Genomic DNA, 23,061 nt, shown 5'->3' with positions numbered 1-23,061 from the left:
TGCGGGGCCCTGTCACCGCGGGGACCGCCTCTCACCGCCCCTCACCCGGTGCCGAGCTGCGCCGCGCCCTCCGTGGCGATCTTCTCGAAGACCCGCTGGTCCGCGGCGAAGATGGAGTCCGGGATCGGCCAGTGCAGCACGATCTCGTCGAAGCCCAGCGCCGCATGCCGCCCGGCGAAGTCGACGAAGGCGTCTACCGAGGCCAGCGGCCCCGCGCCGTCCGGGGTGAAGCCGGTGAGCAGGATCTTGTGGAGATCGCCCGCGTCCCGCCCGGCCTCGGCGCACGCCTTGGCCAGCCCCTCGACCTGGCGGGCGATGGCTTCCACCGAATCGGCCGGGGTGCCGGTGGCGGACACCTTCGGATCCCCCGTGGTCACCCACGCCTGGCCGTGGCGCGCGGCCAGCCGCAGCCCGCGCGGACCGGTCGCGGCCACCGCGAACGGCAGCCGCGGCCGCTGCACACAGCCCGGGATGTTGCGTGCCTCCTGCGCGCTGTAGTGCTCGCCCTCGTACGTCACCGCGTCATGGGTCAGCAGCCGGTCGAGCAACTCGACGAACTCCCCGAACCGGTCCGCCCGCTCCCGCGGGGTCCACGCCTCCTCACCGCCGCGGCGCAGCGCCGTCGCGTCGAAGCCGGAGCCGCCCGCCCCGATCCCGAGCGTGATCCGCCCGCCGGAGACATCGTCGAGGGTGATCAGCTCCTTGGCGAGCGTCACCGGATGCCGGAAGTTGGGGGAGGTCACCAGGGTGCCGAGGCGCAGCCGCGAGGTGGCCGCCGCGGCAGCCGTCAGCGTGGGCACGGCCCCGAACCAGGGGCCGTCGCGGAACGGCACCCGCCAGGACAGGTGGTCATAGGTGTACGCGCCGTGGAAGCCCAGCTCCTCGGCGCGCTGCCACAGCTCCCGGCCGCCCTCGGACCAGCGCTGGACGGGAAGGATCACGGTGCTCAGTCGCATACGACCGAGCCTAAGCGGTCCGGACGACAGCGACGGACGGCAACGGCTGACCCGTGGTGGCCGACGGGTGGCGGCCGACAGCGGCTGACGGCGGCCGCGAAGAGGGCGGCCGAGGGAAGGCGGCGTAGGGCCCGGCCCACCGGGCATACGTACGCACCCGATCCCCTTCGCACACCGATGCGCGGCATATGCGGGAGGATGGTTGCCGTGACTCCAGCAACCGAGCGGCCCGGGACCCCGGCCACAGACCGTTCCGGCACCGGCTCACCCCGGCCCCGGCTGATCGCCACCGACCTCGACGGCACCCTGCTGCGGGACGACAAGACGGTCTCCGACCGCACCGTTGAGGCGCTCGCCGCGGCCGAGCGTGCCGGCATCGAGGTCTTCTTCGTCACCGGCCGCCCGGCCCGCTGGATGGATGTGGTCAGCGCCCATGTGCACGGACACGGCCTGGCGATCTGCGCCAACGGCGCCGCTGTGGTCGATCTCCACCAGGGCGGTCGGCTGATCAAGGTCCGCCCGCTGGATCCCACCCCGGCCCTCGCCGTCGTCGAGGCGCTGCGCGCGGCGGCTCCGGGCACCTCGTTCGCCGTCGAGCGGACCGAGGGCATCTTCTACGAGCCCGCGTACCCGCCCTTCCACCTCGACCCGGGCGCGATCCACGCCCCCGCCGAGAAGCTACTCGCCGACGGCTTCGCCCACGCCGACCAGCCGATCATCAAGCTGCTCGCGCACCACCCGGAACTGGCCCCCGACGTCTTCCTCGAACTGGGCCGCTCGGCCGCCGGCGAGCACGGCTCCTTCACCCGCTCCAGCCCGACGGCCCTGCTGGAGATCAGTGGCCCCGGTGTCAGCAAGGCCAGCACCCTGGAGCAGTGCTGCGCCGAGCGCGGTATCAGCGCCGAGGAGGTCGTGGCATTCGGCGATATGCCCAACGACCTGGAGATGCTGACCTGGGCGGGCACCTCGTACGCGATGGCCAACGCCCACCCGGACGTACTGGCCGCGACCACCCAGCGCACCGCCGCCAACACCGAGGACGGCGTCGCCGCCGTCATCGAGCGGATCCTGGCCGGCTAGGCCCTGTCCGGATCGGTTACCCGAACTGCCCCCGGCCGTGTGGCCGGGGGCAGTTCGGGTAGGGCCGCGACCGGGCCCCGGACTACCAGAAGACGACGAGGTAGCCGTTGCCGCCGTCGTGACCGTCGCCGCCCATGCCACCGCTGGCCTCACCACCGCCGCCGGGCTGGCCGCCGTCGCCGCCCTCGCTGTTGTTCGTCGACGGCAGCTGGACGATGCCGTCCACCGCCTCGCCCCCCGCAATCCCCTGCCCACTGTTGCCGGGCAGGTTCACACCGCCGGTGGAGCAGCTGCCGGTGCCGCCGACCCCGGGCGTACCGTCAGCACCGTCGGTGGCGGTGCCGCCACCGCCGCCGCCACCGCCCGTGCCGCCCGTGGCGGCGAGCTGGACGACGCTGGCGGGCGAGCTCAAGGTGGTCGCGGTACCGGTCGTACCGGTCGTTCCGGCTGTGCCACCGCTACCACCGGAGCCGCCGGGGCCACCGTTGCCGTGGACACCGCCGGACCCGGTGTCCACGGCATAGGGCTGGCCGGGAGTGACCGGGATGACGCACCAGGTGAAGCCGCCCGAGCCACCGCCACCACCGGTGCCGCCTTCCCCGTCGTTCGGCGCGCTGCCGCCGCCACCGCCACCACCGCCGCCACCACCGGCGCCCCACGCCTGGACATGCACCGAGGTGACGCCCGGGGGAGGCGTGAACGTGCCATCCGCGGTGAACTGCTGCAACCCGTGCAGAACGGGCGGCATGGTGGGCGGGTGGATGGGCGGGTAGGGGCGCGGGTGGATGGGCGGGTGAGGGTGGCCGCCCCCTCGCGGCCCGTCGTCGGCCTGTGCGGCAGGCGCAAGGATCCCGCCGGAGACGGCGAGCACCGCGGCGGCGGTGGCGAGGAGGACCCGACGGCAGGTCCGGGAACGCTGGGGAGTTGAGCTCTGACTCTTCACGTCGATGACTTCCTTCCCCGCGCCGAACCGGCGGCGCTCTCACGGCCGTCGGCTGTCACGGAGTGCGATGGGTTACGCGAGGACCGGACGGCCCGCGAGCCTCATCCCACAGTCGCCCTCGGGGTACCGCATGCTGACGGAGCGATAGTTGCGCCTCACAGGTGAGGAGGTCCACTGGCCGGACTAGCGGACCCGCGCCGGCGGTGCCGCTCCCGCCGCTACAGCGGTACCTCCCACACCACCGCCGTGCCGCGGCCGCCCTCACCGAGCCCCGGCCCCAACTCGCTCGATCCGTCCAGCGACTCGGCCCGGCGCACCAGATTGGCCAAACCGCTGCGCCGTCCGTCCGCCGGAACGCCCACCCCGTCGTCCGCGACTGTCAGCCGTACCCCCGCACGCCCCCGCGTCAGCCGCGCGGTGGCGTCCACGACCACCTCGACGCGCCCCGCCCGCGCATGCCGCACCACATTGGACAGCGCCTCGCGCAGCGCAGCGATCAGATTCCCTCCGGCCAATTCGCCGACCCGTGCGTCGACCTCGCCCACGAAGCTCAGCGACGGCTGGAAGCCCAGCGGCACCGCCGCCGCCCCCACCTCCCGCAGCACCCGGGCGCGCAGTCCGGCGGGGGGCTGCGCCGGGCCCTGCCGCAGCGTGAAGATCGCCGTCCGTACCTCCTGGATGGCCGCGCCCAGCTCCTCCACGGCCCGCTCGATCCGCTCCCGTACCTCCGGCGCGTCCGACCGGCGCTGAGCGCTCTCCAGTGTCATCCCGGTCGCGAACAGCCGCTGGATCACGAGGTCGTGCAGATCGCGCGCGATGCGGTCCCGCTCCTCCAGCACCGCGAGCCGCTCACGGTCCCGCTGCGCCTCGGCGAGCACCAGCGCCACCGCGGCCTGCGCCGCGAACTGACCGGCGAGGGTGCGCTCAGCGGCGGTGAACGGACGGGCGCCGGGCGCCCGCGGGGTGGCCAGCACCCCCAGCACCCGGTCCCCGCCGCTCAGCGGCAGCAACATGCTCGGCCCGAAGCGGCCGAGCACCCCGGTGATCAGCCGCGGCCGGGCGGCCGGATCGTCGAGGAACACCGGCTTCCCGGCCAGCAGCCGCGGGACGGCCGGGGAGCGGGCCGGGACGACGGTGCCGAGCAGCGCCGACGGATCCTCGGCGTCCGCCGCCACGATCCGCAGACCCCCGGACGGCTCGGGCAGCAGCACCAACCCCGCTGCGGAGCGGGCGAGCTGACGGGCCTTCTCGGCCACGACGGCCAACGCGTTCTCGGCATCGCCGGAGAGCAGGGAGTGGGTGACCGCCACCGAGCCCTCGATCCACCGTTCGCGCTGCCGAGTGGCCTCGTGGAAGCGGGCGTTGCCGATGGCGATCCCGGCCTCGGTCGCGAGCACCTTGACCATGTGCAGGTCCGAGACGGTGAATTCGCCGCCGTCCCGCTTCTCGGCGAGGCACAGATGGCCGAAGGTCTCCTCCCCGACCCGGATAGGCACCCCGATGAACGAGTGCGGCAGCGGATGGTCCAGCAGAAATTCGGCCGGATGCGCTCCGGGCGGCAGCCCGGCGAACAGCGCCCCGCACCGCTCCCGGTCCGCCTCGGTCGCCCCGTAGCTGACCACCCCGGCCGGTCCCTGGCCCGCCGCGTCGTTCACCCCGATCACGGCGCAGCGCGCACCCGCCAGCTCGGCGGCGGTCTCCGCGATCCGGTCGAGTACGGTGCGCAGCTCCAGCCCGGTACCGATGGAGCGCATCGCCTCCAGCAGCCGCGGCAGCCGCGCGGTCAGCTCGGTGGACAGCCCCCGCAGCCCGCGGGTCGCCTCCGCGGCGACTTCCAGGGGATCCGGAGTGGGGGCTGCGGCCACCATGGCATCGAGCGTAATGAATGCCGCCCGGGCATGCCCTGCCGCCGAACCCGGCGGTCAGCCGGACGACCACCACCGCGCCCCGTCGCGCCGAGCGTCTGCCGCCGGAGCCCGTCCCCCGAGCGTCGGGAACCGTGGGCTCAGCACCGGCGCCGCGTGCGGCACCCCGGCGATGTGCACGTGATCTGGCCGGGCGGCATGCCACGTGTACCGGAGTCCCACGGCCGTCCCCGCCAACCGCCGCCCTCTTCCCCGGGACAGGCCGCACGCCCCCGGGCGAAACCGGCCGCCGACCGGGGGCGGCACCGCCGGTGCCCGTCCTCGGAGGGCACGCCCGAGTACGCCTACGACGGGGGCGAACCTCCGCCTTGCAAGCCTCCCCCGGCTACCGCCGGGAGGTGCCCCCGCACCAGACGCCGCTCACGGCCGGGAACCCCCTTTGACGACGGCCCTAAGCCACGCCGCTGCCCACGGGCTTCCGGTCCGCCGCCGCGTCCGAGCCCGCGGACCGGCGGCCTTCCGCGGCCTCGCGGTCCAGCAGGCGGCGGTAGGGGCCGTCGGCGGTGGCCAGCTCCTGGGGGGTGCCACGCTGGACGGCGCGGCCGCCGTCCAGCACGATCACCTCGTCGACCGCCTCCAGACCCGCCAGCCGGTGCGTGATCAGCACCGTGGTCCGGCCGCGGGTCGCGGACAGCAGGTCGGCGGTCAGCGCGTCGGCCGTCGGCAGGTCCAGATGCTCGGCGGGCTCGTCCAGCACCAGGACCGGGAAGTCCGCCAGCAGCGCCCGCGCCAGGGCGAGCCTCTGTCGCTGGCCGCCGGAGAGCCGGGCGCCCAGCTCACCGGCCATCGTGTCGAGGCCGTCCGGCAGCCCGTCCACCCACTCCAGCAGCCGGGCCGCGGCCAGCGCGGCCCGCAGCTCGTCGTCGCCCGCGCCGGGACGGGCCAGCCGCAGATTCTCCCGCAGCGAGCTGTCGAAGACATGGGCGTCCTGGGCGCAGAGCCCGACCAGCCGCCGTACCTCGTCCCCGTCCAGGGCCGTGGCGTCCCGGCCCGCCAGGGTGTACGTACCGCCCTCGGTGTCCAGGAAGCACAGCAGCACCTGGGCCAGGGTGGTCTTGCCCGCACCGGACGGACCGACGACGGCGACCCGGCGGCCCGGGGTCAGCTCCAGGTCGAAGCCGTCCAGGGCGGGCGCCCGCCGCCCCGGGTGGCGGGCGGTGACCCCGCGCAGCACCAGCGGGAACGGTGCCTCCGGCGGCTTCTCCCGGGCTCCCTCACCGGGCTCCCGCACCGGCGGCGGCGCGTCGGTCACCTCGTACACCCGCTCCGCGGCCCGCCGCGTCCGCTGCCGGTGCCGCACCGCGAGCGGCAGGCCCGCGACCGCCTCGAAGGCGGCGAGCGGGGTGAGGACGACCACGGCCAGCCACACCCCGTGGATCCGCCCATCCGCCACGGCCGCCACCCCGGCCCAGGCCGCGGCGGCGACGGTCAGCCCGCAGGCCAGCGCCGAGAGCCCGGCGCCCACGCCGGTGGCGGCGGCCCCGCGCCGGGCGATCCCGGTCAGCGCCCCGTCGGTCCGCCGCACCGCATCCAGGCGGCGCGGCAGCGCGCCCGCGACCGTCAACTCCGGGGTTCCGGCGAGCAGATCCACAACCTCGGCGGACAGCGCTCCGCGCGCCGGTGCCAGCCGCCGCTCCGCGCGCCGAGTGAGCGCCCCGGACAGCAGGGGCACCCCGACCCCGGCCACCAGCAGCCCGGCCGCCAGGGCCGCCCCCGCCTCGGGCTGCACCCACGCGGTGAACCCGACCGAGGCCGCGGCCACCGTCACCGCGCTGCCCACGGGCAGCAGCCAGCGCAGAAAGTAGTCCTGCACGGCGTCCACATCGGCCACCAGTCGGGAGAGCAGATCGCCGCGCCGGGCCCGGCCGAGCCCGGCGGGCGCCAGCCGCTCCAGCCGCCGGTAGACGGCGACCCGCAGATCGGCCAGCAGCCGCAGCACGGCGTCGTGCGAGACCAGGCGCTCGGCATAGCGGAAGACGGCGCGGGCGATCCCGAAGGTCCGGGTCGCGGTGACCGCCACCATCAGATAGAGCACGGGCGGCTGCTGGGCGGCGCGCGAGATCAGCCAGCCCGAGACGGCCATCAGCCCCACGGCGCTTGCCAGGGCCAGACTGCCGAGCAGCAGGGCGAGGGCGAACCGGCCGCGGCGGCCGCGCGCGGTCGCCCGCACTCGCGCGAGCGCGCCTCGGCCGCTGCCGGCCGCCACCGGACCGTCCGGCTCGGCGGCCACGGTGTCGTCCGGCGGCTGCTCCGCCCCCGCACCGGGCGCGCCCGGCACCGCGCCCCCCTCGTCATGGGTCCGCATATCAGCCCGCGCGCCGGACACCTCGGCCGCGCCCGGCAGCGCGTACGCGTCCGCCCACGCCGCGTGCACGGCGTCCGCACCGCCACTCGCACCCGCACCGGGCCCGGTCGACCACTCCCCGCCCGGAAGACTCAGCACCCGGTCGGCGAGCGGCAGCAGCGCCGGGCGGTGTACCACCATCAGCACCGTGCGGCCGACGGCCAGCCGCCGGACCGCCTCGACGACCGCCGCCTCGGTCTCGCCGTCCAGGTTCGCCGTCGGCTCGTCCAGCAGCAGGACCGGCCGGTCGGCCAGGAACGCCCGCGCCAGCGCGATCCGTTGCCGCTGCCCCGCGGACAGGCCCGCGCCCAGTTCGCCGAGGCGGGTCCCGGTTCCCTCCGGCAGCGCGGAGACGAAGCCGAGCGCGCCCGCGTCCCGCAGTGCGGCCCGTACGGCCGCGTCAGAGGCATCCGGCCGGGCCAGCCGGACGTTCTCGGCGATCGTCCCGGCGAAGAGATACGGCCGCTGGGGTACCCAGGCGATCTGCCGTCGCCAGCTCTCCGGGTCCAGCGACGCGAGGTCCTGTCCGCCGAGCAGAATCCGGCCCGCGGACGGTTCGGCGAAGCCGAGCACGGCGTTCAGCAGGGTGGTCTTCCCGGCCCCGCTGGGACCGACCACGGCCACCGTCTCCCCGGGCCGGACCCGGCACGATGTCGCGGCCAACGACGGTTCGGTGCGCCCGGGGTGGCGCACCACCAGCCCCTCGACGGTCAGCGCGGCCTCCCGGGCATCGGGGGCGTCCGCCGTCCCCGTGGCCGAGGGCTCACGCTCCAGCACCGCGAACACCTCGTCCGCCGCCGACAGCCCCTCGGCGGCCGCGTGGTACTGCGCGCCCACCTGTCGCAGCGGCAGATACGCCTCGGGCGCCAGCACCAGCACCACCAGTCCGGTGTACAGATCCATCTCGCCGTGGACGAGCCGCATTCCGATGCCGACCGCGACCAGTGCGACCGAGACGGTGGAGAGCAACTCCAGGGCGAAGGAGGAGAGAAAGGCGAGCCGCAGGGTCTTCAGAGTGGCCCGCCGGTAGTCGGCCGTGATCGCACGGATCGACTCGGCCTGGGCCTTGGCCCGTCCGAACACCTTGAGCGTCGGCAGCCCGGCGACCACATCGAGAAAGTGCCCGGAGAGCCGGGACAGCAGCCGCCACTGACGGTCCATCCGATCTTGGGTGGCCCAGCCGATGAGCACCATGAACAGCGGGATCAGCGGCAGGGTGACCACGATGACCAGAGCGGAGATCCAGTCCGCGGTGACGATACGGGCGAGCACCGCCACCGGCACCACCACCGCCAGCCCCAACTGCGGGAGGTAGCGCGCGAAGTAGTCGTCGAGCGCGTCGACCCCGCGGGTGGCCAGGGTGGTGAGCTCACCGGTCCGCCGTGAGTCCAGCCAGCCCGGACCCAGCCGGACCGCCCGCTCCAGCAGCCGCAGCCGCAGCTCCGACTTGACCGCCGCACTCGCCCGGTGGGCGGTCAGCTCGGTGAGCCAGGAGACGGCCGCCCGGCCGAGTGCGACCAGGGCCAGCAGGATCAGCGGGCGCGTCAGCGCGTCCACGCCCTCGCCGTGCTGGAAAGAACCGACCACCACCTCGGCGATCAGCATCGCCTGGGCGATGACCAGAGCCGCCCCGGCCAGGCCCAGCGCCACGGACGCGGCGAGGAAGAACCGGGTGGCCCGGGCGTACCGCAGCAGCCGGGGGTCGATTGGTTTCACGTGAAACACGCCCTCCCGCGAGGCTCAGTGAGCACTCGGCTCGGGGATGTGCTGGGTACCGATGCGCTTGCGGAACACCCAGTACGTCCACGCCTGGTACGCCATGATCAGCGGCGTCATGATGACCGCGACCCACGTCATGATCTTCAGTGTGTAGGGGCTGGAGGCCGCGTTGGCCGCCGTCAGACTCCAGCGCGGATCGAGCGAGGACGGCATGACGTCCGGGAAGAGCGCGAGGAAGAGCATGGCCACCGCCGCCGCGACGGTCACCCCGGACAGGGCGAACGCCCAGCCCTCACGCCCGCGTTGGTTCATCACCAGGGCCACGGCCAGCGCCAGGGCCGCGATCACCACGGCCACCAGGCTCCGCCCGTTGCCGCTGTTGTGCTGGGTCCAGATCAGGAAGGGCAGCGCGAGAGCCATGGTGGCCAGGCCGAGCCGGCCCGCGAGGCGCCGCGCCCTCCCCCGGATGTCACCGGTCGTCTTCAGTGCGGCGAACACGGCGCCGTGGAAGGTGAAGAGCACCAGCGTCACCATCCCGCCGAGCACGGCGTACGGGGAGATCAGATCCGACAGACCGCCGGTGTAGTTCTTGTCCGAGCCGATCGGCACCCCGCGCACCAGATTGGCGAAGAGGGCGCCCCAGAGGAACGCGGGCAGCAGCGAGCACCAGAAGATCGCGTTTTCCCAGGTGCGCTGCCAGCGCTCCTCGGGCCGCTTGTGCCGGTACTCGAAGGCGACACCGCGCAGGATCAGACAGACCAGAACGGCCAGCAGCGGCAGATAGAAGCCGCTGAAGAGCGTGGCGTACCAGTCGGGGAAGGCGGCGAAGGTCGCCCCGCCCGCGGTGATCAGCCACACCTCGTTGCCGTCCCAGACCGGGCCGATGGTGTTGATCAGCACCCGGCGCTCGGTGCGGTCGCGCGCCAGCAGCTTGGTCAGCACGCCGATGCCGAAGTCGAAGCCCTCGAGGAAGAAGTAGCCCGTCCAGAGGAAGGCGATCAGCACAAACCAGATGTCGTGCAGGTCCGGTGACATAGCTCTCTCAGTTCTCTTCTACTCGTCTCTTCCGCCCGGTCCGTCAGTACGCGAAGGTCAGCGGCTTGTCGGCATCGGCGTCAGCCTCAGCCCCGGCGGGCCCGCCGCCCGGACCGCCGGAGGGCAGCCGGAGCGTGGGGTCCTTCGCGGGCGGCTTCTCGTCGGTGTCGGGTCCGGCCTTGGCGTACTTGGCCAGCAGCCGGACCTCGACCACCGCGAGCACGCCGTAGAGCAGGGTGAAGACGCCCAGCGAGATCAGCACCTCGGTCTGGCTGACTCCGGGGGAGACCGCGTCGGCGGTCTTCATCAGGCCGTAGACCACCCAGGGCTGGCGGCCCATCTCGGTGAAGATCCAGCCGAAGGAATTGGCGATCAGCGGAAAGCCCATGGTGAGGATGCCGATCCGCCAGGACCAGGTGGTGAGCAGCGGGCTCATCTCACGCTTCTTGGTGAGCATCAGCCGCGGAACCTCGTACTCGCCGGTGCGGAAGGCGGGGTCCAGCCATCGCTTGCGGCGGGTCGTCCACAGCCCGATCAGCCCGGCGACGAACGAGGTCATCCCGAAGCCGATCATCAGCCGGAAGCCCCAGAAGGTCATGAAGATGCTGGGGATGTAGTCCTTGGGGTCCCCGCCGTAGGCGGCGGCCTCCTTCTGCGCGATGTCGTTGATCCCGGGCACGGCGTCGGTGAAGTTGCTGTGGGCGAGGAAGGAGAGCGCCGTGGGGACCTCCAGCTCCACGCTGTTGTGCCCCTTGCCGACGTCGCCGACGGCGAAGACCGAGAAGGGGGCGGGCGCCTGGGTCTCCCACAGCGCCTCGGCCGCGGCCATCTTCATCGGCTGCTGCTCGAACATCACCTTGCCGAGCTGATCACCGCTGATCGCCGTGCCAAGACCCGCGATGACGGCCACGACCAGACCCACCCGCAGCGAGCTCCGCATGGCGCCGATCTGCTTGGTGCGCTTCTCGCCCAGCTCCTCGCCGCGCAGCGTCGCGCGCTTGGCCCGCCACAGATGGAAGGAGGCGATACCGACGACGAAGGCACCGCCGGTGAGGAAGGCCGCGGTGAGCGTGTGGAAGACGACGACCAGGGTGGTGTTCTGGGTGAGCACCGCCCAGATGTCGGTGAGCTGTGCCTTTCCGGTGGCCTTGTCGATCGAGTAGCCGGTCGGATGCTGCATCCAGGAGTTGGCCGCCAGGATGAAGTACGAGGACAGCACGGTGCCGAGTGAGACGATCCAGATGCAGGCGCAGTGGATCTTCTTCGGCAGCTTGTCCCAGCCGAAGATCCACAGCCCGATGAAGGTGGATTCGAAGAAGAAGGCGAGCAGCGCCTCCATCGCCAGCGGGGCACCGAAGACATCACCGACGAAGCGGGAGTAGTCCGACCAGTTCATCCCGAACTGGAACTCCTGCACGATGCCGGTGACGACCCCCATCGCGATGTTGATCAGGAAGAGCTTTCCCCAGAACTTGGTGGCATGGAAGTACTTCTCCTTGCCCGTGCGGACCCAGGCGGTTTCCAGACCCGCGGTGATCGCGGCGAGAGAGATCGTCAGCGGAACGAAAAGGAAGTGGTAGACGGTGGTGATTCCGAACTGCCATCGCGCAAGCGACTCCGGCGCCAGAGCCAGATTCACGGGGATCTCTCCTTACGGTCTTGCCTGCGCCCCCGCGGGAGCTTGTGAACGTATTCACATTCACAAGCAATGATACGCATATGCCTTCGACCCCTCCCACCTGGGGGTGGTAGGGGTCGAAGGGGGTACGTAGGGATATCCTTTGCGCTTCGACGAGGGACCGGTGGACCCCTTGACAGCGCGGGGGCGGTGCCCTCGGTGCTGGCTCAGAGCTCCTTGCGGAACCGCTCGGCGACCTTCAGGAAGATGTCGTTGGCCTCCTGCTCGCCGATGGTCGCGCGCATCCCCTCACCCGGGAACGGCCGCACCACCACACCCGCCGTCTCGCACGCCGCCGCGAAGTCGGCCGTCCGCTCCCCCAGCCGCAGCCAGACGAAGTTCGCCTGCGAGTCCGGGACCGTCCAGCCCTGGCCGATCAGCGCCTCCCGCACCCGCGTACGCTCGGTGACCAGCGCCTCCACCCGCTCACGCAGCGTGTCCTCACTGCGCAGCGAGGCGACCGCCGCGTCCTGGGCGAGCTGACTGACACCGAAGGGCACGGCGGTCTTGCGCAGCGCCGCGGCGACCGGCTCATGGGCGATCGCGAAGCCCACCCGCAGCCCGGCCAGGCCGTACGCCTTGGAGAAGGTGCGCAGCACACACACATTGGGCCGGTCCCGGTAGAGCTCGATGCCATTGGGCACCCGGTCGTCCCGGATGAACTCGATGTATGCCTCGTCCAGCACCACGAGCACATCGGACGGCACCCGGTCCAGGAAGCGCTCCAGCTCGGCCCGGCGCACTACCGTGCTGGTCGGGTTGTTGGGGTTACAGACGAAAATCAGCCGGGTGCGGTCGGTGATCGCGTCGGCCATCGCATCCAGATCGTGCTCCTCGGCATCGGTCAGCGGAACCCGCACCGATGTCGCCCCCGCGATCTGCGTGATGATCGGATATGCCTCGAAGGACCGCCAGGCGTAGATCACCTCATCGCCCGGTCCGGCCGTGGACTGGACCAGCTGCTGGGCCACCCCGACCGAGCCGGTCCCGGTGGCCAGATGGTCCAGCGGTACGTCGAAGCGGCTCGCCAGCTCGGCCATCAGACCGGTGCATGCCAGGTCGGGGTAGCGATTGAAGGAGGCGGCGGAGTCGGCCACCGACTCCAGCACCCCGGCCAGCGGCGGATAGGGGTTCTCGTTGGAGGACAGCTTGAAGGCGCGCGGACCGCCCGCGGCGGCCGGCTTGCCGGGCTTGTACGTCGGAACGTCATCCAGCACGGCGCGCAGCTTGGGGCTCTTCTCGGTCACCGACAGTCCTCCTCGACCCATCCCGTCCCGTCCCGTGCGCAGCGGTCGCACACGGCAATACTGCACACCTTATGAGGATTCCCCCGTCTCGCGTACCCGCTGGAGCGGACCGCGTAGCCGCCGTCCGAGCCCGCGTACCCACTGGGGGAGCGCCCCGTTTTTTGATGCGCGCCGGTGGCGAGCGCCGTGGCGCGCGTCACCCATGAAGGTGAGTTGAGACCTGTTCGAGACATGGGTCAATCAGCAGGCGTGGATATGCCAGAGGCGATGAGAAAACCTCCGAATCCCCCAACTGGCTTCAGTTCCAAGGGGATTGAGGAATGCGCTCATGCAGAAACGTGCCTTCCGAATACCGATGGCGAATTCGCGCAGACTCCCCGCGCGCGCCCTACTATCGGCTGGCCATGACAGCAGCAGGGAAGCACCAGGTGGGCCGGTCGACCGGCCGCCGGTTAGGGCGGGCGGGCATCCGGGACGTGGCCGCCGCCGCCGGGGTCTCCATCACGACCGTCTCCGACGCGCTCAACGGCAAGGGTCGGCTCCCGGACGCCACCCGCCGCCATGTCCGCGAGGTCGCCGAGCGGCTGGGCTACCGCCCGTCCGCCGCGGCCCGCACGCTCCGTACCGGCAAGTCCGGCCTCATCGGCCTGACCGTGACCACGTACGGGGATGAACCTTTCACCTTCACCGAGTTCGCCTACTTCGCCGAGATGGCGCGGGCCGCCACCTCGGCCGCGCTCGCCCGCGGCTACGCCCTCGTCATCCTCCCCGCCACCTCCCGTCACGACGTGTGGTCCAACGTCGCCCTCGACGGCACGGTGGTGATCGACCCCTCCGACCACGATGCGGTCGTCACCGAGCTGCTCCGCCAGGGCATCCCGGTGGTCAGCGACGGCCGCCCGGCCGGCACCCTCCCCGTCACCGCCTGGGTGGACAACGACCACGAGGCCGCCGTACTCAGCCTGCTCGACCATCTCTCCGAGGGCGGCGCCCGCCGGATCGGGCTGCTCACCGGGACCTCCACCGACACCTACACCCGGCTCTCCACCACCGCGTATCTGGACTGGTGCGAGCGCGTGGGCCAGGACCCGGTCTACGAGGAGTACCCCGCTCACGACCCCTGTGCCGGGGCCGTGGCGGCCGACCGGCTGCTCGCCCGCCCCGACCGCCCGGACGCGGTCTACGGCCTCTTCGACCCCAACGGCACCGATCTGCTGGCCGCCGCCCGCCGCTACGGACTGCGTGTCCCCGAGGACCTGCTGCTGGTGTGTTGCAGCGAATCGGCGGTCTACCGGACCACCGAGCCGCCCGTCACGACCCTCTCACTCAAACCGCGCCGGATCGGCACCGCGGCCGTACAGTTGCTGATCGACGCCATCGAGGGAGTCGACACCGACCGCCCCGTGGAGCAGGTCATACCCACGGAATTGATGGTGCGGGCGTCGTCACAGCGCCGTCCGCCGCGTACGACGGTCAGCGCGCCGCGCAGCCGTGCCGGAGGCTGATCTGAGAGCGACTCAAGGATGACCCGAGCAGGACCTGGGGCCGATGGACTTCCCCTACCGGGCCAATCCGGGATAAAAGTCCGTCCAAGCAGGATCGAGCACCGATTGACAGCCCCCTGGTGCGTCACAAGCCCTCAGTGTCATTCCTATGATGGGCGGACGACACCGCGGACCGCCGTCGACCAGGCAAGGTCCACAAGGTGGCACGGCGGCGCGATGGTGGAGGGGTCGATGACTCAGGGGGCCGGTCTGGAAGCCACGGCAGGGACCACGGCGGCGAACCCGCCCGTGCCCGCGTACGGGGCGTCCACGCCGCCCGGAACGGTTCCACCCGCGCCATCCGTGCCCTCGGCGCCCGCCCCGTCGGTGCCCGTGACACAGGCGCGGGTGCCGCGTGGTGAGTCACCGGCGCCCACGGCACCCTCCGCGCCCGCCTCCCCGGCGCCCGCGCCGTCCGCGCCGGAGCCCACCCCGGCAACGCCCGCCCAGGCGCCGCCGCGGGAGTACACACCGACCGAGCGGCTGCCCGTCATGGGACCGGGCCACACCCTCCCGGACACCCCGCTGGTCCCCCCGCAGGACCGCCCCACCGTGGCGCTCACCCCGGTGCCCGAGCCCGAGGAGGGACCGCTCGCCGAGAGCGAGGGGCCCGGCCCGCTGTACGTCGTGGGCGATGTCCACGGCTACTACGACGAGTTGCGCGAGGCGCTCGCCGCCGAGGGCCTGATCGACGCCAAGGGCAACTGGTCCGCGGGCAACACCCGGCTGTGGTTCCTCGGCGACTTCACCGACCGCGGCCCGGACGGCATCGGGGTCATCGACCTCGTGATGCAGCTCTCCGCCGAGGCAGCCGCCGCCGGGGGCTACTGCAAGGCCCTGATGGGCAATCACGAACTGCTGCTGATCGGCGCCAAACGGTTCGGGGACACCCCCGTCAACTCCGGTGCGGGCACCGCCTCCTTCCAGGCCGCCTGGCTGCTCAACGGCGGCCAGCGCACCGATATGGAGCGGCTGGAGGACCACCACCTCCAGTGGATGTCCCGGCTGGACGCGATGGCCGAGGAGGACGGCCATCTGCTGGTCCACTCCGACACCACCGCCTATCTGGAGTACGGCGACTCGATCGAGGCGGTCAACGACACCGTGACCGAGACGCTCCAGCGCGCCGACGCCGACGAGTGCTGGGACCTGTTCCGCAAGTTCACCAAGCGGTTCGCCTTCCGGGACGAGGACTCCGGCCCGATGGCGGTCCGCGAACTGCTCGACGCCTACGGCGGGCAGCGCATCGTCCACGGCCACAGCCCGATTCCGTATCTGCTCGGCGAGGTCGGCTCCGAGGACGACGAGGACGACGGCGGCGCGCCGGTGGTCGAAGGGCCGCATGTCTATGCCGACCAGCTCGCCGTGGCCATGGACGGCGGTGTCACGATGGCCGGAAAACTGCTGGTCGTGCAACTTCCGCTGGACGACTGAGGATTCAGTGGGCGCTTCGGTGGGCAGGTAGTGGGTTTCATCGGCGCGGGAGCAATTCGAGAAACTTGCTGTCACCTCGCGCCGGATCGGCTCTACCATCGGCTTATCCGTCGCAGGCTCTCCTCCGTTTCCGCCCGACTGCCCGGTGAAAGCCAGGCTTCAGGGCCCTACGGAGTATCGGGGGATGCACCATGAAAAGCGCTCCGCACCTGCTGACCGAGGACCGCCCGGAATTCGAGCGCGTTCTCGACGAGGCACTGCGTACCGCGGACCTCTATCCGGACCTCACCGGCGCGGGGCGGCTGACCGCCGACCAACTGCGCACGATGGCGCTCGGCGCCACGACCGCCATAGCGGCGTGCGCCGCGCCGGAGTACCAGGACTTCGTGGAGGCGCGCGCCCGGCTGCGCGAGCCCGACCCGCCCCGCCCCCTCTCCGGAGGTCCGGACGCGGCGGAAGGCGACGCTCCGGCGGGCCTCGCCGGGGCGGTGCAGGACGCCGCGGGGGCGGGGCTGGTGGCGATGCTCGCCGTGCTGGCCCCGGTACTCGCGGGGACGGCCGCGATCATCTTCCTGCTCGTCGGCTATGTGCTGAGCGTCCTGGACCCCGCACCCTCCATCGCCCACCCCATGGTCACCGCGGGCTGGTTCTTCGCCACGCTCGCCGCCGCGGCCATGCTGATCGGCGCCGTCGGTCTGCTGCTGACCGCGGTGCGCAACGGCTCCAGCGCCGTCAGGGGCGGGGCGCGCAGTGAGCAGATGGAGGAGATGGACCGGGCGAAGGAGGTGTGGCGGCAGGCCCTGATGGAGCGCGGTGTGCTGCCGTTCCTGCGCGAGGCGCTGGCGAATCCGTCGGCCCCCGCCCAGGCGCCCGGGGCCTATGTCCCCAGCAGGTCGGAGGCGGTCGGCCGGACCCCGCATCTGGGATACAGCCGCCCCGGTTTCAGCACGGACGACGAGGGCCCCAGGGCCCGCCCGCGCTACAGCAGCCCGGACTACACCAGCCCGGACTACGGCGGGCCGGAGCACCAGCCCGACTGAGCGGATGGGGACTCGGTTCCAGCATGACCCGGTTCCAGCATGACTCCGTACCACCGCACCGGCCACCCGGCCGCGTTGCCGCCCGAATCCGCCCGGTCTAGGCTCGAATTGACCAAAGGTGCACCTCGATCGATGACATCGACAAGAGGGGCAGTGGGATGCCTGCGACGAAGAAGATCCTGGTCGTCGTCACCAATATCGACGAGTACGAGAACGCCGGGATGCGGACCGGGCTGTGGCTCGGCGAGCTGACGCACTTCTGGGACGTCGCCGAGCGGGGCGGCTACAGCATGGACATCGCGAGCCCGTCCGGCGGCAAGGTGCCGATCGACCCGGAGAGCCTTTCCCACGAGATGCTGGCCGAACTGGGCACCGGCAAGCGCTATGCGGACCGGGCGTTCATGGATCTCCTCGATGACACCAAGAAGATCTCTCAGGTACACCTGGAGGACTACGACGCCATCTACCTCACCGGCGGCCACGGGGTGATGTACGACTTCCCGCAGAGCCAGGACCTGGAGGACCTGATGGCGCGGTTCTACGAGACCGGCCGGGTGGTCTCGACCGTCTGCCACGGCGCGACCGGGCTGCTCAATGTGACGCTCAGCGATGGGGAACCCCTGGTCAAGGGGAAGCGGGTGACCGGCTTCTCCTGGCCGGAGGAGCAGCTGGCGCAGCGGGCGGACGCGGTGCCCTACAGCCTCCAGGAGGAGCTGAGGAAGCTCGGCGCCGACTACAGCACGGCCGCCACGCCGTTCGACACCTATGTGGTCGAGGACCAGCGGCTGATCACCGGCCAGAACCCGGGCAGCGCACGGGCGGTGGCCGAGGCCGTGGTCAACCGGCTGGAGGCCGCCTGACCCGCGGCGGGCCGGGGGGTGCCGCGGTGGCGGTGAGTCGCAGCAGTGTCTCCCCGGTCGCGTACAGCTCGATCAGCAGCGGGCGCAGCGCCCGGCCCGCTTCGGTCAGCGCGTAGCGGGTGCGCACCGGGAAGCCGCGCTGTCGCTCGACCGTCACCAGACCGCGCTCCCGCAGGGAGCGGAGCCGTTCGCTGAGCACCTTGGCGGACAGCTCCGGCAGCAGGGCGCGCAGCTCGGTGAAGCCGCGCGGTCCGCCCATCAGCTCACGGAGCAGCAGGGTCGTCCAGCGCCCCGAGATCGCGGCGAGCGCGGCCTCGACCGGGCAGTCCGGTTCGGGCCGACGGGTCCGGCCGGACCGGCTCGGCACCAGGTCCTCGTCCCAGTCCTGGCGGGGCTCCCGGTCGTGGTGATGGGTTTCCGTTTGGTGACCCACATCGGCGGACGCTTGGCTGGCCGTATGACGCATTCCCCCAGTGTGCGGCTTGCGACCGAGGCCGCCGGTCACCCCCATGCCTTCGCCGAGGCCTTCAACACTTTCGACCCCGAGGCCCTCGACCAGGTCTACGAGACCGACGCGGCCTTCGTCCCCGAGCCGGGCCGGATGGTCACCGGGGCCGAACGGCTGCGCGCCAACGCGGAGTTCCAGCGGCTGCGGGTGCCGATCCGGGTCATGCCCCGCCATACGTACACCGTCGGCGATCTGGCCCTCCTGATCGTGGACTGGATCGTGGCGGGCACCGCGGCCGACGGCAGCGAGGTCCACATCGAGGGCACGGCGACCGACGTCGCCCGCCGCGGCCCCGACGGCCACTGGCGCTACGCCATCGACGTCCCCTTCGGCACGGCCCCCGCCGCACCCGCCTGACACCGAGGCCCACCGCTGAGCGGCCCCGGCTCTGAACGGAGCCGCTCAGCGGTGGACAAGGACAGCATCGGGCCGGGGACGGCTGCCGCGGTCAGTCCGCGATCGGCAGGTAGACGCGGTTGCCCGCCTCGGCGAACTCCTTCGACTTCTGGAGCATCCCGGCCTCGATCTCGTCGCTCGAGGCACCGTCCGTGCCGAAGCGCTCGCTGATGTCCCTGCTGATCTTCATCGAGCAGAACTTCGGACCGCACATCGAGCAGAAGTGCGCCGTCTTGGCGGGCTCGGCCGGGAGGGTCTCGTCGTGGAAGGAGCGTGCGGTGTCCGGGTCGAGGGCCAGGTTGAACTGATCCTCCCAGCGGAACTCGAACCGCGCGTCGGACAGCGCGTCGTCCCACTCCTGGGCGCCCGGGTGGCCCTTGGCCAGGTCGGCGGCATGAGCGGCGATCTTGTAGGTGATCACGCCGGTCTTGACGTCGTCGCGGTCCGGCAGGCCCAGGTGCTCCTTGGGGGTGACGTAGCAGAGCATCGCCGTGCCCCACCAGGCGATCATCGCCGCGCCGATGCCCGAGGTGATGTGGTCGTAGGCGGGGGCGATATCCGTGGTGAGCGGGCCCAGTGTGTAGAAGGGCGCCTCCTCGCAGATCTCCTGCTGGAGGTCGACATTCTCCTTGATCTTGTGCATCGGGACATGGCCCGGCCCCTCGATCATGGTCTGGACGCCATGCTCCTTGGCGATCCGGTTGAGCTCGCCGAGGGTGCGCAACTCGGCGAACTGCGCCTCGTCGTTGGCATCCGCGATCGAGCCCGGTCGCAGTCCGTCACCCAGCGAGTAGGTGACGTCGTAGGCCGCGAGGATCTCGCAGAGCTCCTCGAAGTGCGTGTAGAGGAAGCTCTCCTTGTGGTGGGCCAGACACCACGCCGCCATGATCGACCCACCGCGCGAGACGATGCCGGTCTTGCGGCGGGCGGTCAGGGGTACGTACGGGAGCCGGACGCCCGCGTGCACCGTCATGTAGTCGACGCCCTGCTCGGCCTGTTCGATGACCGTGTCCTTGTAGATCTCCCAGGTCAGCTCCTCGGCCTTGCCGTCCACCTTCTCCAGGGCCTGGTAGAGGGGCACGGTGCCGATGGGAACGGGGGAGTTGCGCAGCACCCACTCACGGGTGGTGTGGATGTTGCGGCCGGTGGACAGGTCCATGACCGTGTCGGCGCCCCAGCGGGTCGCCCAGGTCATCTTCTCCACCTCCTCCTCGATGGAGGACGTCACGGCGGAGTTGCCGATGTTGGCGTTGACCTTCACCAGGAATCGCTTGCCGATGATCATCGGCTCGATCTCCGGGTGGTTGACGTTGGCGGGGAGGACGGCCCGGCCCGCCGCGATCTCCTCCCGGACGACCTCGGGGGAGACGTTCTCGCGGACCGCCACGTACTCCATCTCGGCCGTGATCTCGCCCCGCCGGGCGTAGGCGAGTTGGGTCACCGGGGCGCCCTCCCGGCCACGGCGCGGCTGGCGCGGACGGCCGGGGAAGACCGCGTCGAGATTGCGCAACCCGCCCCGGGGCGAGGTGTGTTTGAGCCCGTCGTCCTCGGGCCGGACCGGACGGCCCGGGTACTCCTCGGTATCGCCGCGGGCGACGATCCAGTTCTGCCGCAGCGGGGCCAGTCCACGGCGGACGTCGGTGTCGATCTGGGGGTCGGTGTACGGGCCGGAGGTGTCGTACAGCGTCACATCGCGGCCATTGGTGAGGTGCACTCGGCGGACCGGGACCTGGATGTCCGGGCGCGCACCCGTGACATATCCCTTGTGCCACCCGATGTCGGCGGCGTTCTCGCGCATGCGTGCATCCTGCTGAGTCATGAGACCCACTCCCTACGCCGGCATTACCCGGTAACAGGTTCAGCGGTCGGCGCAGCTGTCGCGTCAGCGCCCTCTCAGCCCGGTGCTCCGAGCTCCCGCGTTTGCAAAGGTGCCCCCACGCTAACGGTTCCCCGGCGGAACTGAACAGGGGGCCCGTCCCTCTCGCGGCGAGTTGCGATGATGCGGGTGTGACCCCGACGCCACAGCACCCCCAGGCCGGACGGGACGGCAGGCCCGGCCCGCCGCCCGCCCAGGACCACCACGACGACCACCGCGGCGACGCCCACGGCCATGCGCACGGCGCTGGTCACGGCCACAGCCATGCGCACGCCCACGGCCCGGCCACCCCCGTCTCCGCCCGCCTCCGCAAGGTCATCGCGGCGGTGCTCATCCCCTTCGCGGCGGCCGTGGCCGCCGGGCTGATCGTGCTCTGGCCGGGCGGCACCCCTGAGCATGCGGCGGGGCAGCGCAGCGGACTGGGCTTCGACCAGCAGACCGTCTCCGGACGGGTGGTGAAGGTCGAGGAGATCAACTGCGCGGACGCGGGCGCCCAGCCGCAGCAGCCCGCCGAACCGGGTCAGGGCGGCGCGGCGCAGAACGGGAGCGGCGGCGGCGCGGGCGGTGAGAAGGGCCGCTGTGAAAAGGCCACCATCGAGGTCACCTCGGGCAAGGACAAAGGCCGCCAATTCCCCGAAATCATCAGGCCCGACGCCTCAAGGAAGCTCACGTCCGGGCAGGAGCTGAAACTGGCGTACTCGCCCAAGGCACCGGAGAACCTCCAGTACTCCGTCGCCGACGTCGAGCGGTCGATGCCGATGGCACTGCTCGCCGGGCTCTTCGCGCTCGCCGTGGTGGCGGTCGGCCGGCTGCGCGGGGTCTTCGCGCTGGTGGCGCTGGCGATCAGCTTCGGGGTGCTGACGCTGTTCATCCTCCCGGCGATCCTCCAGGGCTCCAATCCGCTGATGGTCGCGGTCATCGGGGGCAGCGCGATCATGCTGCTGGCGCTGTATATGTGCCACGGGCTGACGGCCCGGACCTCCGTGGCCGTCCTCGGCACCCTGGTCTCCCTGCTGCTGATCGGCGTTCTGGGCTCGGTGTTCATCGGCTGGGCGAGTCTGACCGGCAACACCGACGACCAGACCGGTCTGGTGCACGGCCTCTACCCGGACATCGAGATAAGGGGACTGCTGCTGGCGGGCGTGATCATCGGCTCGCTCGGGGTGCTGGACGATGTGACGGTCACCCAGACCTCGGCGGTGTGGGAGCTGCGGGACGCGGATCCCACGGCGAGTCGTCGGAAGCTCTACGCGGCGGCGATGCGGATCGGACGGGATCACATCGCCTCCGTCGTCAACACGCTGGTGCTGGCGTACGCGGGCGCGTCGCTTCCGCTGCTGCTGCTGTTCTCGATCGCGGACAGCGGTGTGGGGACGGTGGCGACGAGCGAGATCGTCGCGGAGGAGATCGTGCGGACGCTCGTGGGCAGCATCGGGCTCGTCGCCTCGGTGCCGGTGACCACGGCGCTGGCCGTGCTCGTGGTCTCCGCGGACCGCACACCGTCGGCCGCGGCGGGGCGCGGAGGGACCACGGATCAGGCGGACGTCCCGGGGCAGCCGGGACCGCGCGGTGGCCGGGGCGGGCGCGGCAAGCGCCGCCGGGCGCGGGCGCGTTGAGGCATGGACCCCGGCACGGGCGCGGCAACGCCCGTGCCCCCCGCGGGACTTACGGATGCCCCGCTATCCCGCGTACCGGTCCTCGGCGAGGATGCGGTCCAGCTCCGCGTCGAGATCACCGACCGGATCGCAGGCCTTGGGCTCCTCGCCGAACGGGACCAGCCGGTCCGTACGGTCCAGGAAGGCCACCAGCGGGGCGGCTCCGGCCCGGAACAGGGCCCGTTCACCGCCCACTTGGAGTCTGATGAAGACGTCGGAGAGACCCTCGGGCGCGGCGGGGGCGATCCGCACATCTCCCTCGCCGGTGGGTCTGCTCAGCCCGTCCAACAGCAGCTCACGGGCGAACGCCCAGCTCACCGGGGCATCACCGGGCAGATGGAAGGTGATCTCCACCGCGTACGGATCGCTGCTGTCGTAGGACAGCTCCACCGGGATCCGGAAGGAGAGGTCCTGCGAGACCAGGAAGGTCATGGTCACTTCCGCCTGGACTGTGTCACGCATGTCACGCATCGTTCGCCGCCCCGAGTTGTTTGCGAGTGGCCAGGTGTGAGCCGATCGGCAGGGAGTTGAAGGCTTGGCCGACTCTGGAGCGTAGCGACTCGATTGCGGGGCGGAGTCGGTTTGCCTCATGTGAGGGAATGGAAATCGCCAGAGTTGCCATGGCGGAGGGGGAGTGCGGGTCCGCTAAGGCGGTCGGCCGGAGCGGTGCGGGCGGGCGATCGCGCATGTCACGCCGATCCGGGCGGCACCGGCCCGGAGCGCGGGAGTTCGGGGCCGGCTCACCGACCGTATCGATGTTCGCTGTCGTCAACAGGCACCCCCGGGGTGTGTTGCGAGGCAGACGCCGAGTAGAAGAACGC

At 71.7% G+C, this 23,061-nt stretch carries 17 protein-coding genes; 7 read left to right on the top strand and 10 right to left on the bottom strand.

Features of this window, described 5'->3' with window-relative positions:
- Positions 1-41: 41 nt before the first annotated feature.
- Positions 42-956, bottom strand: coding sequence for an LLM class flavin-dependent oxidoreductase (locus AC4BEG_RS17165; protein ID WP_490706740.1), 915 nt, complete (start codon positions 954-956; stop codon positions 42-44).
- Between the two features lie 198 nt (positions 957-1,154).
- Here AC4BEG_RS17165 and AC4BEG_RS17160 point away from each other — a divergent pair, with 198 nt between their 5' ends.
- Positions 1,155-2,036, top strand: coding sequence for a Cof-type HAD-IIB family hydrolase (locus tag AC4BEG_RS17160; RefSeq protein WP_490706739.1), 882 nt, complete (start codon positions 1,155-1,157; stop codon positions 2,034-2,036).
- 82 nt (positions 2,037-2,118) lie between these two features.
- Here AC4BEG_RS17160 and AC4BEG_RS17155 read toward each other — a convergent pair whose 3' ends face one another.
- The 6 genes from AC4BEG_RS17155 to hisC form a co-directional block, all read right to left on the bottom strand.
- Positions 2,119-2,979, bottom strand: a complete 861-nt coding sequence (locus tag AC4BEG_RS17155) for a hypothetical protein (RefSeq protein ID WP_490706738.1) — start codon at positions 2,977-2,979, stop codon at positions 2,119-2,121.
- Between the two features lie 218 nt (positions 2,980-3,197).
- Complete coding sequence (locus AC4BEG_RS17150; RefSeq protein ID WP_490706737.1) at positions 3,198-4,847, bottom strand: sensor histidine kinase; 1,650 nt, start codon at positions 4,845-4,847, stop codon at positions 3,198-3,200.
- Positions 4,848-5,295: 448 nt separating this feature from the next.
- Entirely contained in the window at positions 5,296-8,964 is a 3,669-nt protein-coding gene (cydD, locus tag AC4BEG_RS17145; protein ID WP_490706736.1) for a thiol reductant ABC exporter subunit CydD, read from the bottom strand.
- 24 nt (positions 8,965-8,988) lie between these two features.
- Positions 8,989-10,002, bottom strand: a complete 1,014-nt coding sequence (cydB, locus tag AC4BEG_RS17140) for a cytochrome d ubiquinol oxidase subunit II (protein ID WP_490706735.1) — start codon at positions 10,000-10,002, stop codon at positions 8,989-8,991.
- Between the two features lie 43 nt (positions 10,003-10,045).
- On the bottom strand, positions 10,046-11,641 hold the full coding sequence (locus tag AC4BEG_RS17135; RefSeq protein WP_490706734.1) for a cytochrome ubiquinol oxidase subunit I: 1,596 nt from the start codon (positions 11,639-11,641) through the stop codon (positions 10,046-10,048).
- Between the two features lie 206 nt (positions 11,642-11,847).
- The gene (hisC, locus tag AC4BEG_RS17130) at positions 11,848-12,927 is read right to left on the bottom strand and encodes a histidinol-phosphate transaminase (RefSeq protein WP_490706733.1); all 1,080 of its coding nucleotides are present in this window, start codon (positions 12,925-12,927) and stop codon (positions 11,848-11,850) included.
- Positions 12,928-13,331: 404 nt separating this feature from the next.
- On the opposite strand from hisC, the gene AC4BEG_RS17125 reads away from it, so the two are divergent.
- From AC4BEG_RS17125 to AC4BEG_RS17110, 4 genes are all read left to right on the top strand, one after another.
- The gene (locus tag AC4BEG_RS17125; protein ID WP_490706732.1) at positions 13,332-14,432 is read left to right on the top strand and encodes a LacI family DNA-binding transcriptional regulator; all 1,101 of its coding nucleotides are present in this window, start codon (positions 13,332-13,334) and stop codon (positions 14,430-14,432) included.
- A gap of 216 nt (positions 14,433-14,648) precedes the next feature.
- Positions 14,649-15,905, top strand: coding sequence for a metallophosphoesterase (locus tag AC4BEG_RS17120; RefSeq protein ID WP_490706731.1), 1,257 nt, complete (start codon positions 14,649-14,651; stop codon positions 15,903-15,905).
- A 191-nt stretch (positions 15,906-16,096) separates the two neighbouring features.
- Positions 16,097-16,945, top strand: coding sequence for a hypothetical protein (locus tag AC4BEG_RS17115; RefSeq protein WP_490706730.1), 849 nt, complete (start codon positions 16,097-16,099; stop codon positions 16,943-16,945).
- 158 nt (positions 16,946-17,103) lie between these two features.
- On the top strand, positions 17,104-17,805 hold the full coding sequence (locus AC4BEG_RS17110; protein WP_490706729.1) for a type 1 glutamine amidotransferase domain-containing protein: 702 nt from the start codon (positions 17,104-17,106) through the stop codon (positions 17,803-17,805).
- Here the strand turns inward: AC4BEG_RS17110 and AC4BEG_RS17105 are convergent.
- Positions 17,783-18,271: a winged helix-turn-helix transcriptional regulator gene (locus tag AC4BEG_RS17105; protein WP_490706728.1), complete on the bottom strand. Its 489-nt coding sequence runs from the start codon at positions 18,269-18,271 to the stop codon at positions 17,783-17,785. The genes AC4BEG_RS17110 and AC4BEG_RS17105 overlap by 23 nt on opposite strands.
- Here AC4BEG_RS17105 and AC4BEG_RS17100 point away from each other — a divergent pair.
- Entirely contained in the window at positions 18,263-18,670 is a 408-nt protein-coding gene (locus AC4BEG_RS17100) for a YybH family protein (protein WP_490706727.1), read from the top strand. The two genes, AC4BEG_RS17105 and AC4BEG_RS17100, sit on opposite strands and share 9 nt — an antisense overlap.
- A 91-nt stretch (positions 18,671-18,761) precedes the next feature.
- On the opposite strand, the gene thiC is transcribed toward AC4BEG_RS17100, so the two are convergent.
- Positions 18,762-20,528: a phosphomethylpyrimidine synthase ThiC gene (gene thiC, locus AC4BEG_RS17095; RefSeq protein WP_490706726.1), complete on the bottom strand. Its 1,767-nt coding sequence runs from the start codon at positions 20,526-20,528 to the stop codon at positions 18,762-18,764.
- 188 nt (positions 20,529-20,716) lie between these two features.
- On the opposite strand from thiC, the gene AC4BEG_RS17090 reads away from it, so the two are divergent.
- The gene (locus AC4BEG_RS17090) at positions 20,717-22,201 is read left to right on the top strand and encodes a YibE/F family protein (RefSeq protein WP_490706725.1); all 1,485 of its coding nucleotides are present in this window, start codon (positions 20,717-20,719) and stop codon (positions 22,199-22,201) included.
- Positions 22,202-22,264: 63 nt separating this feature from the next.
- Here AC4BEG_RS17090 and AC4BEG_RS17085 read toward each other — a convergent pair whose 3' ends face one another.
- Positions 22,265-22,702, bottom strand: a complete 438-nt coding sequence (locus tag AC4BEG_RS17085) for an SsgA family sporulation/cell division regulator (protein WP_490706724.1) — start codon at positions 22,700-22,702, stop codon at positions 22,265-22,267.
- Between the last annotated feature and the right edge of the window lie 359 nt (positions 22,703-23,061).

The sequence above is a fragment of the Streptomyces sp. JLBJ103 genome, assembly GCF_058215575.1.
Note: the sequence above shows the minus strand (reverse complement) of the source record. Positions and strands in the feature narration are given on the sequence as shown.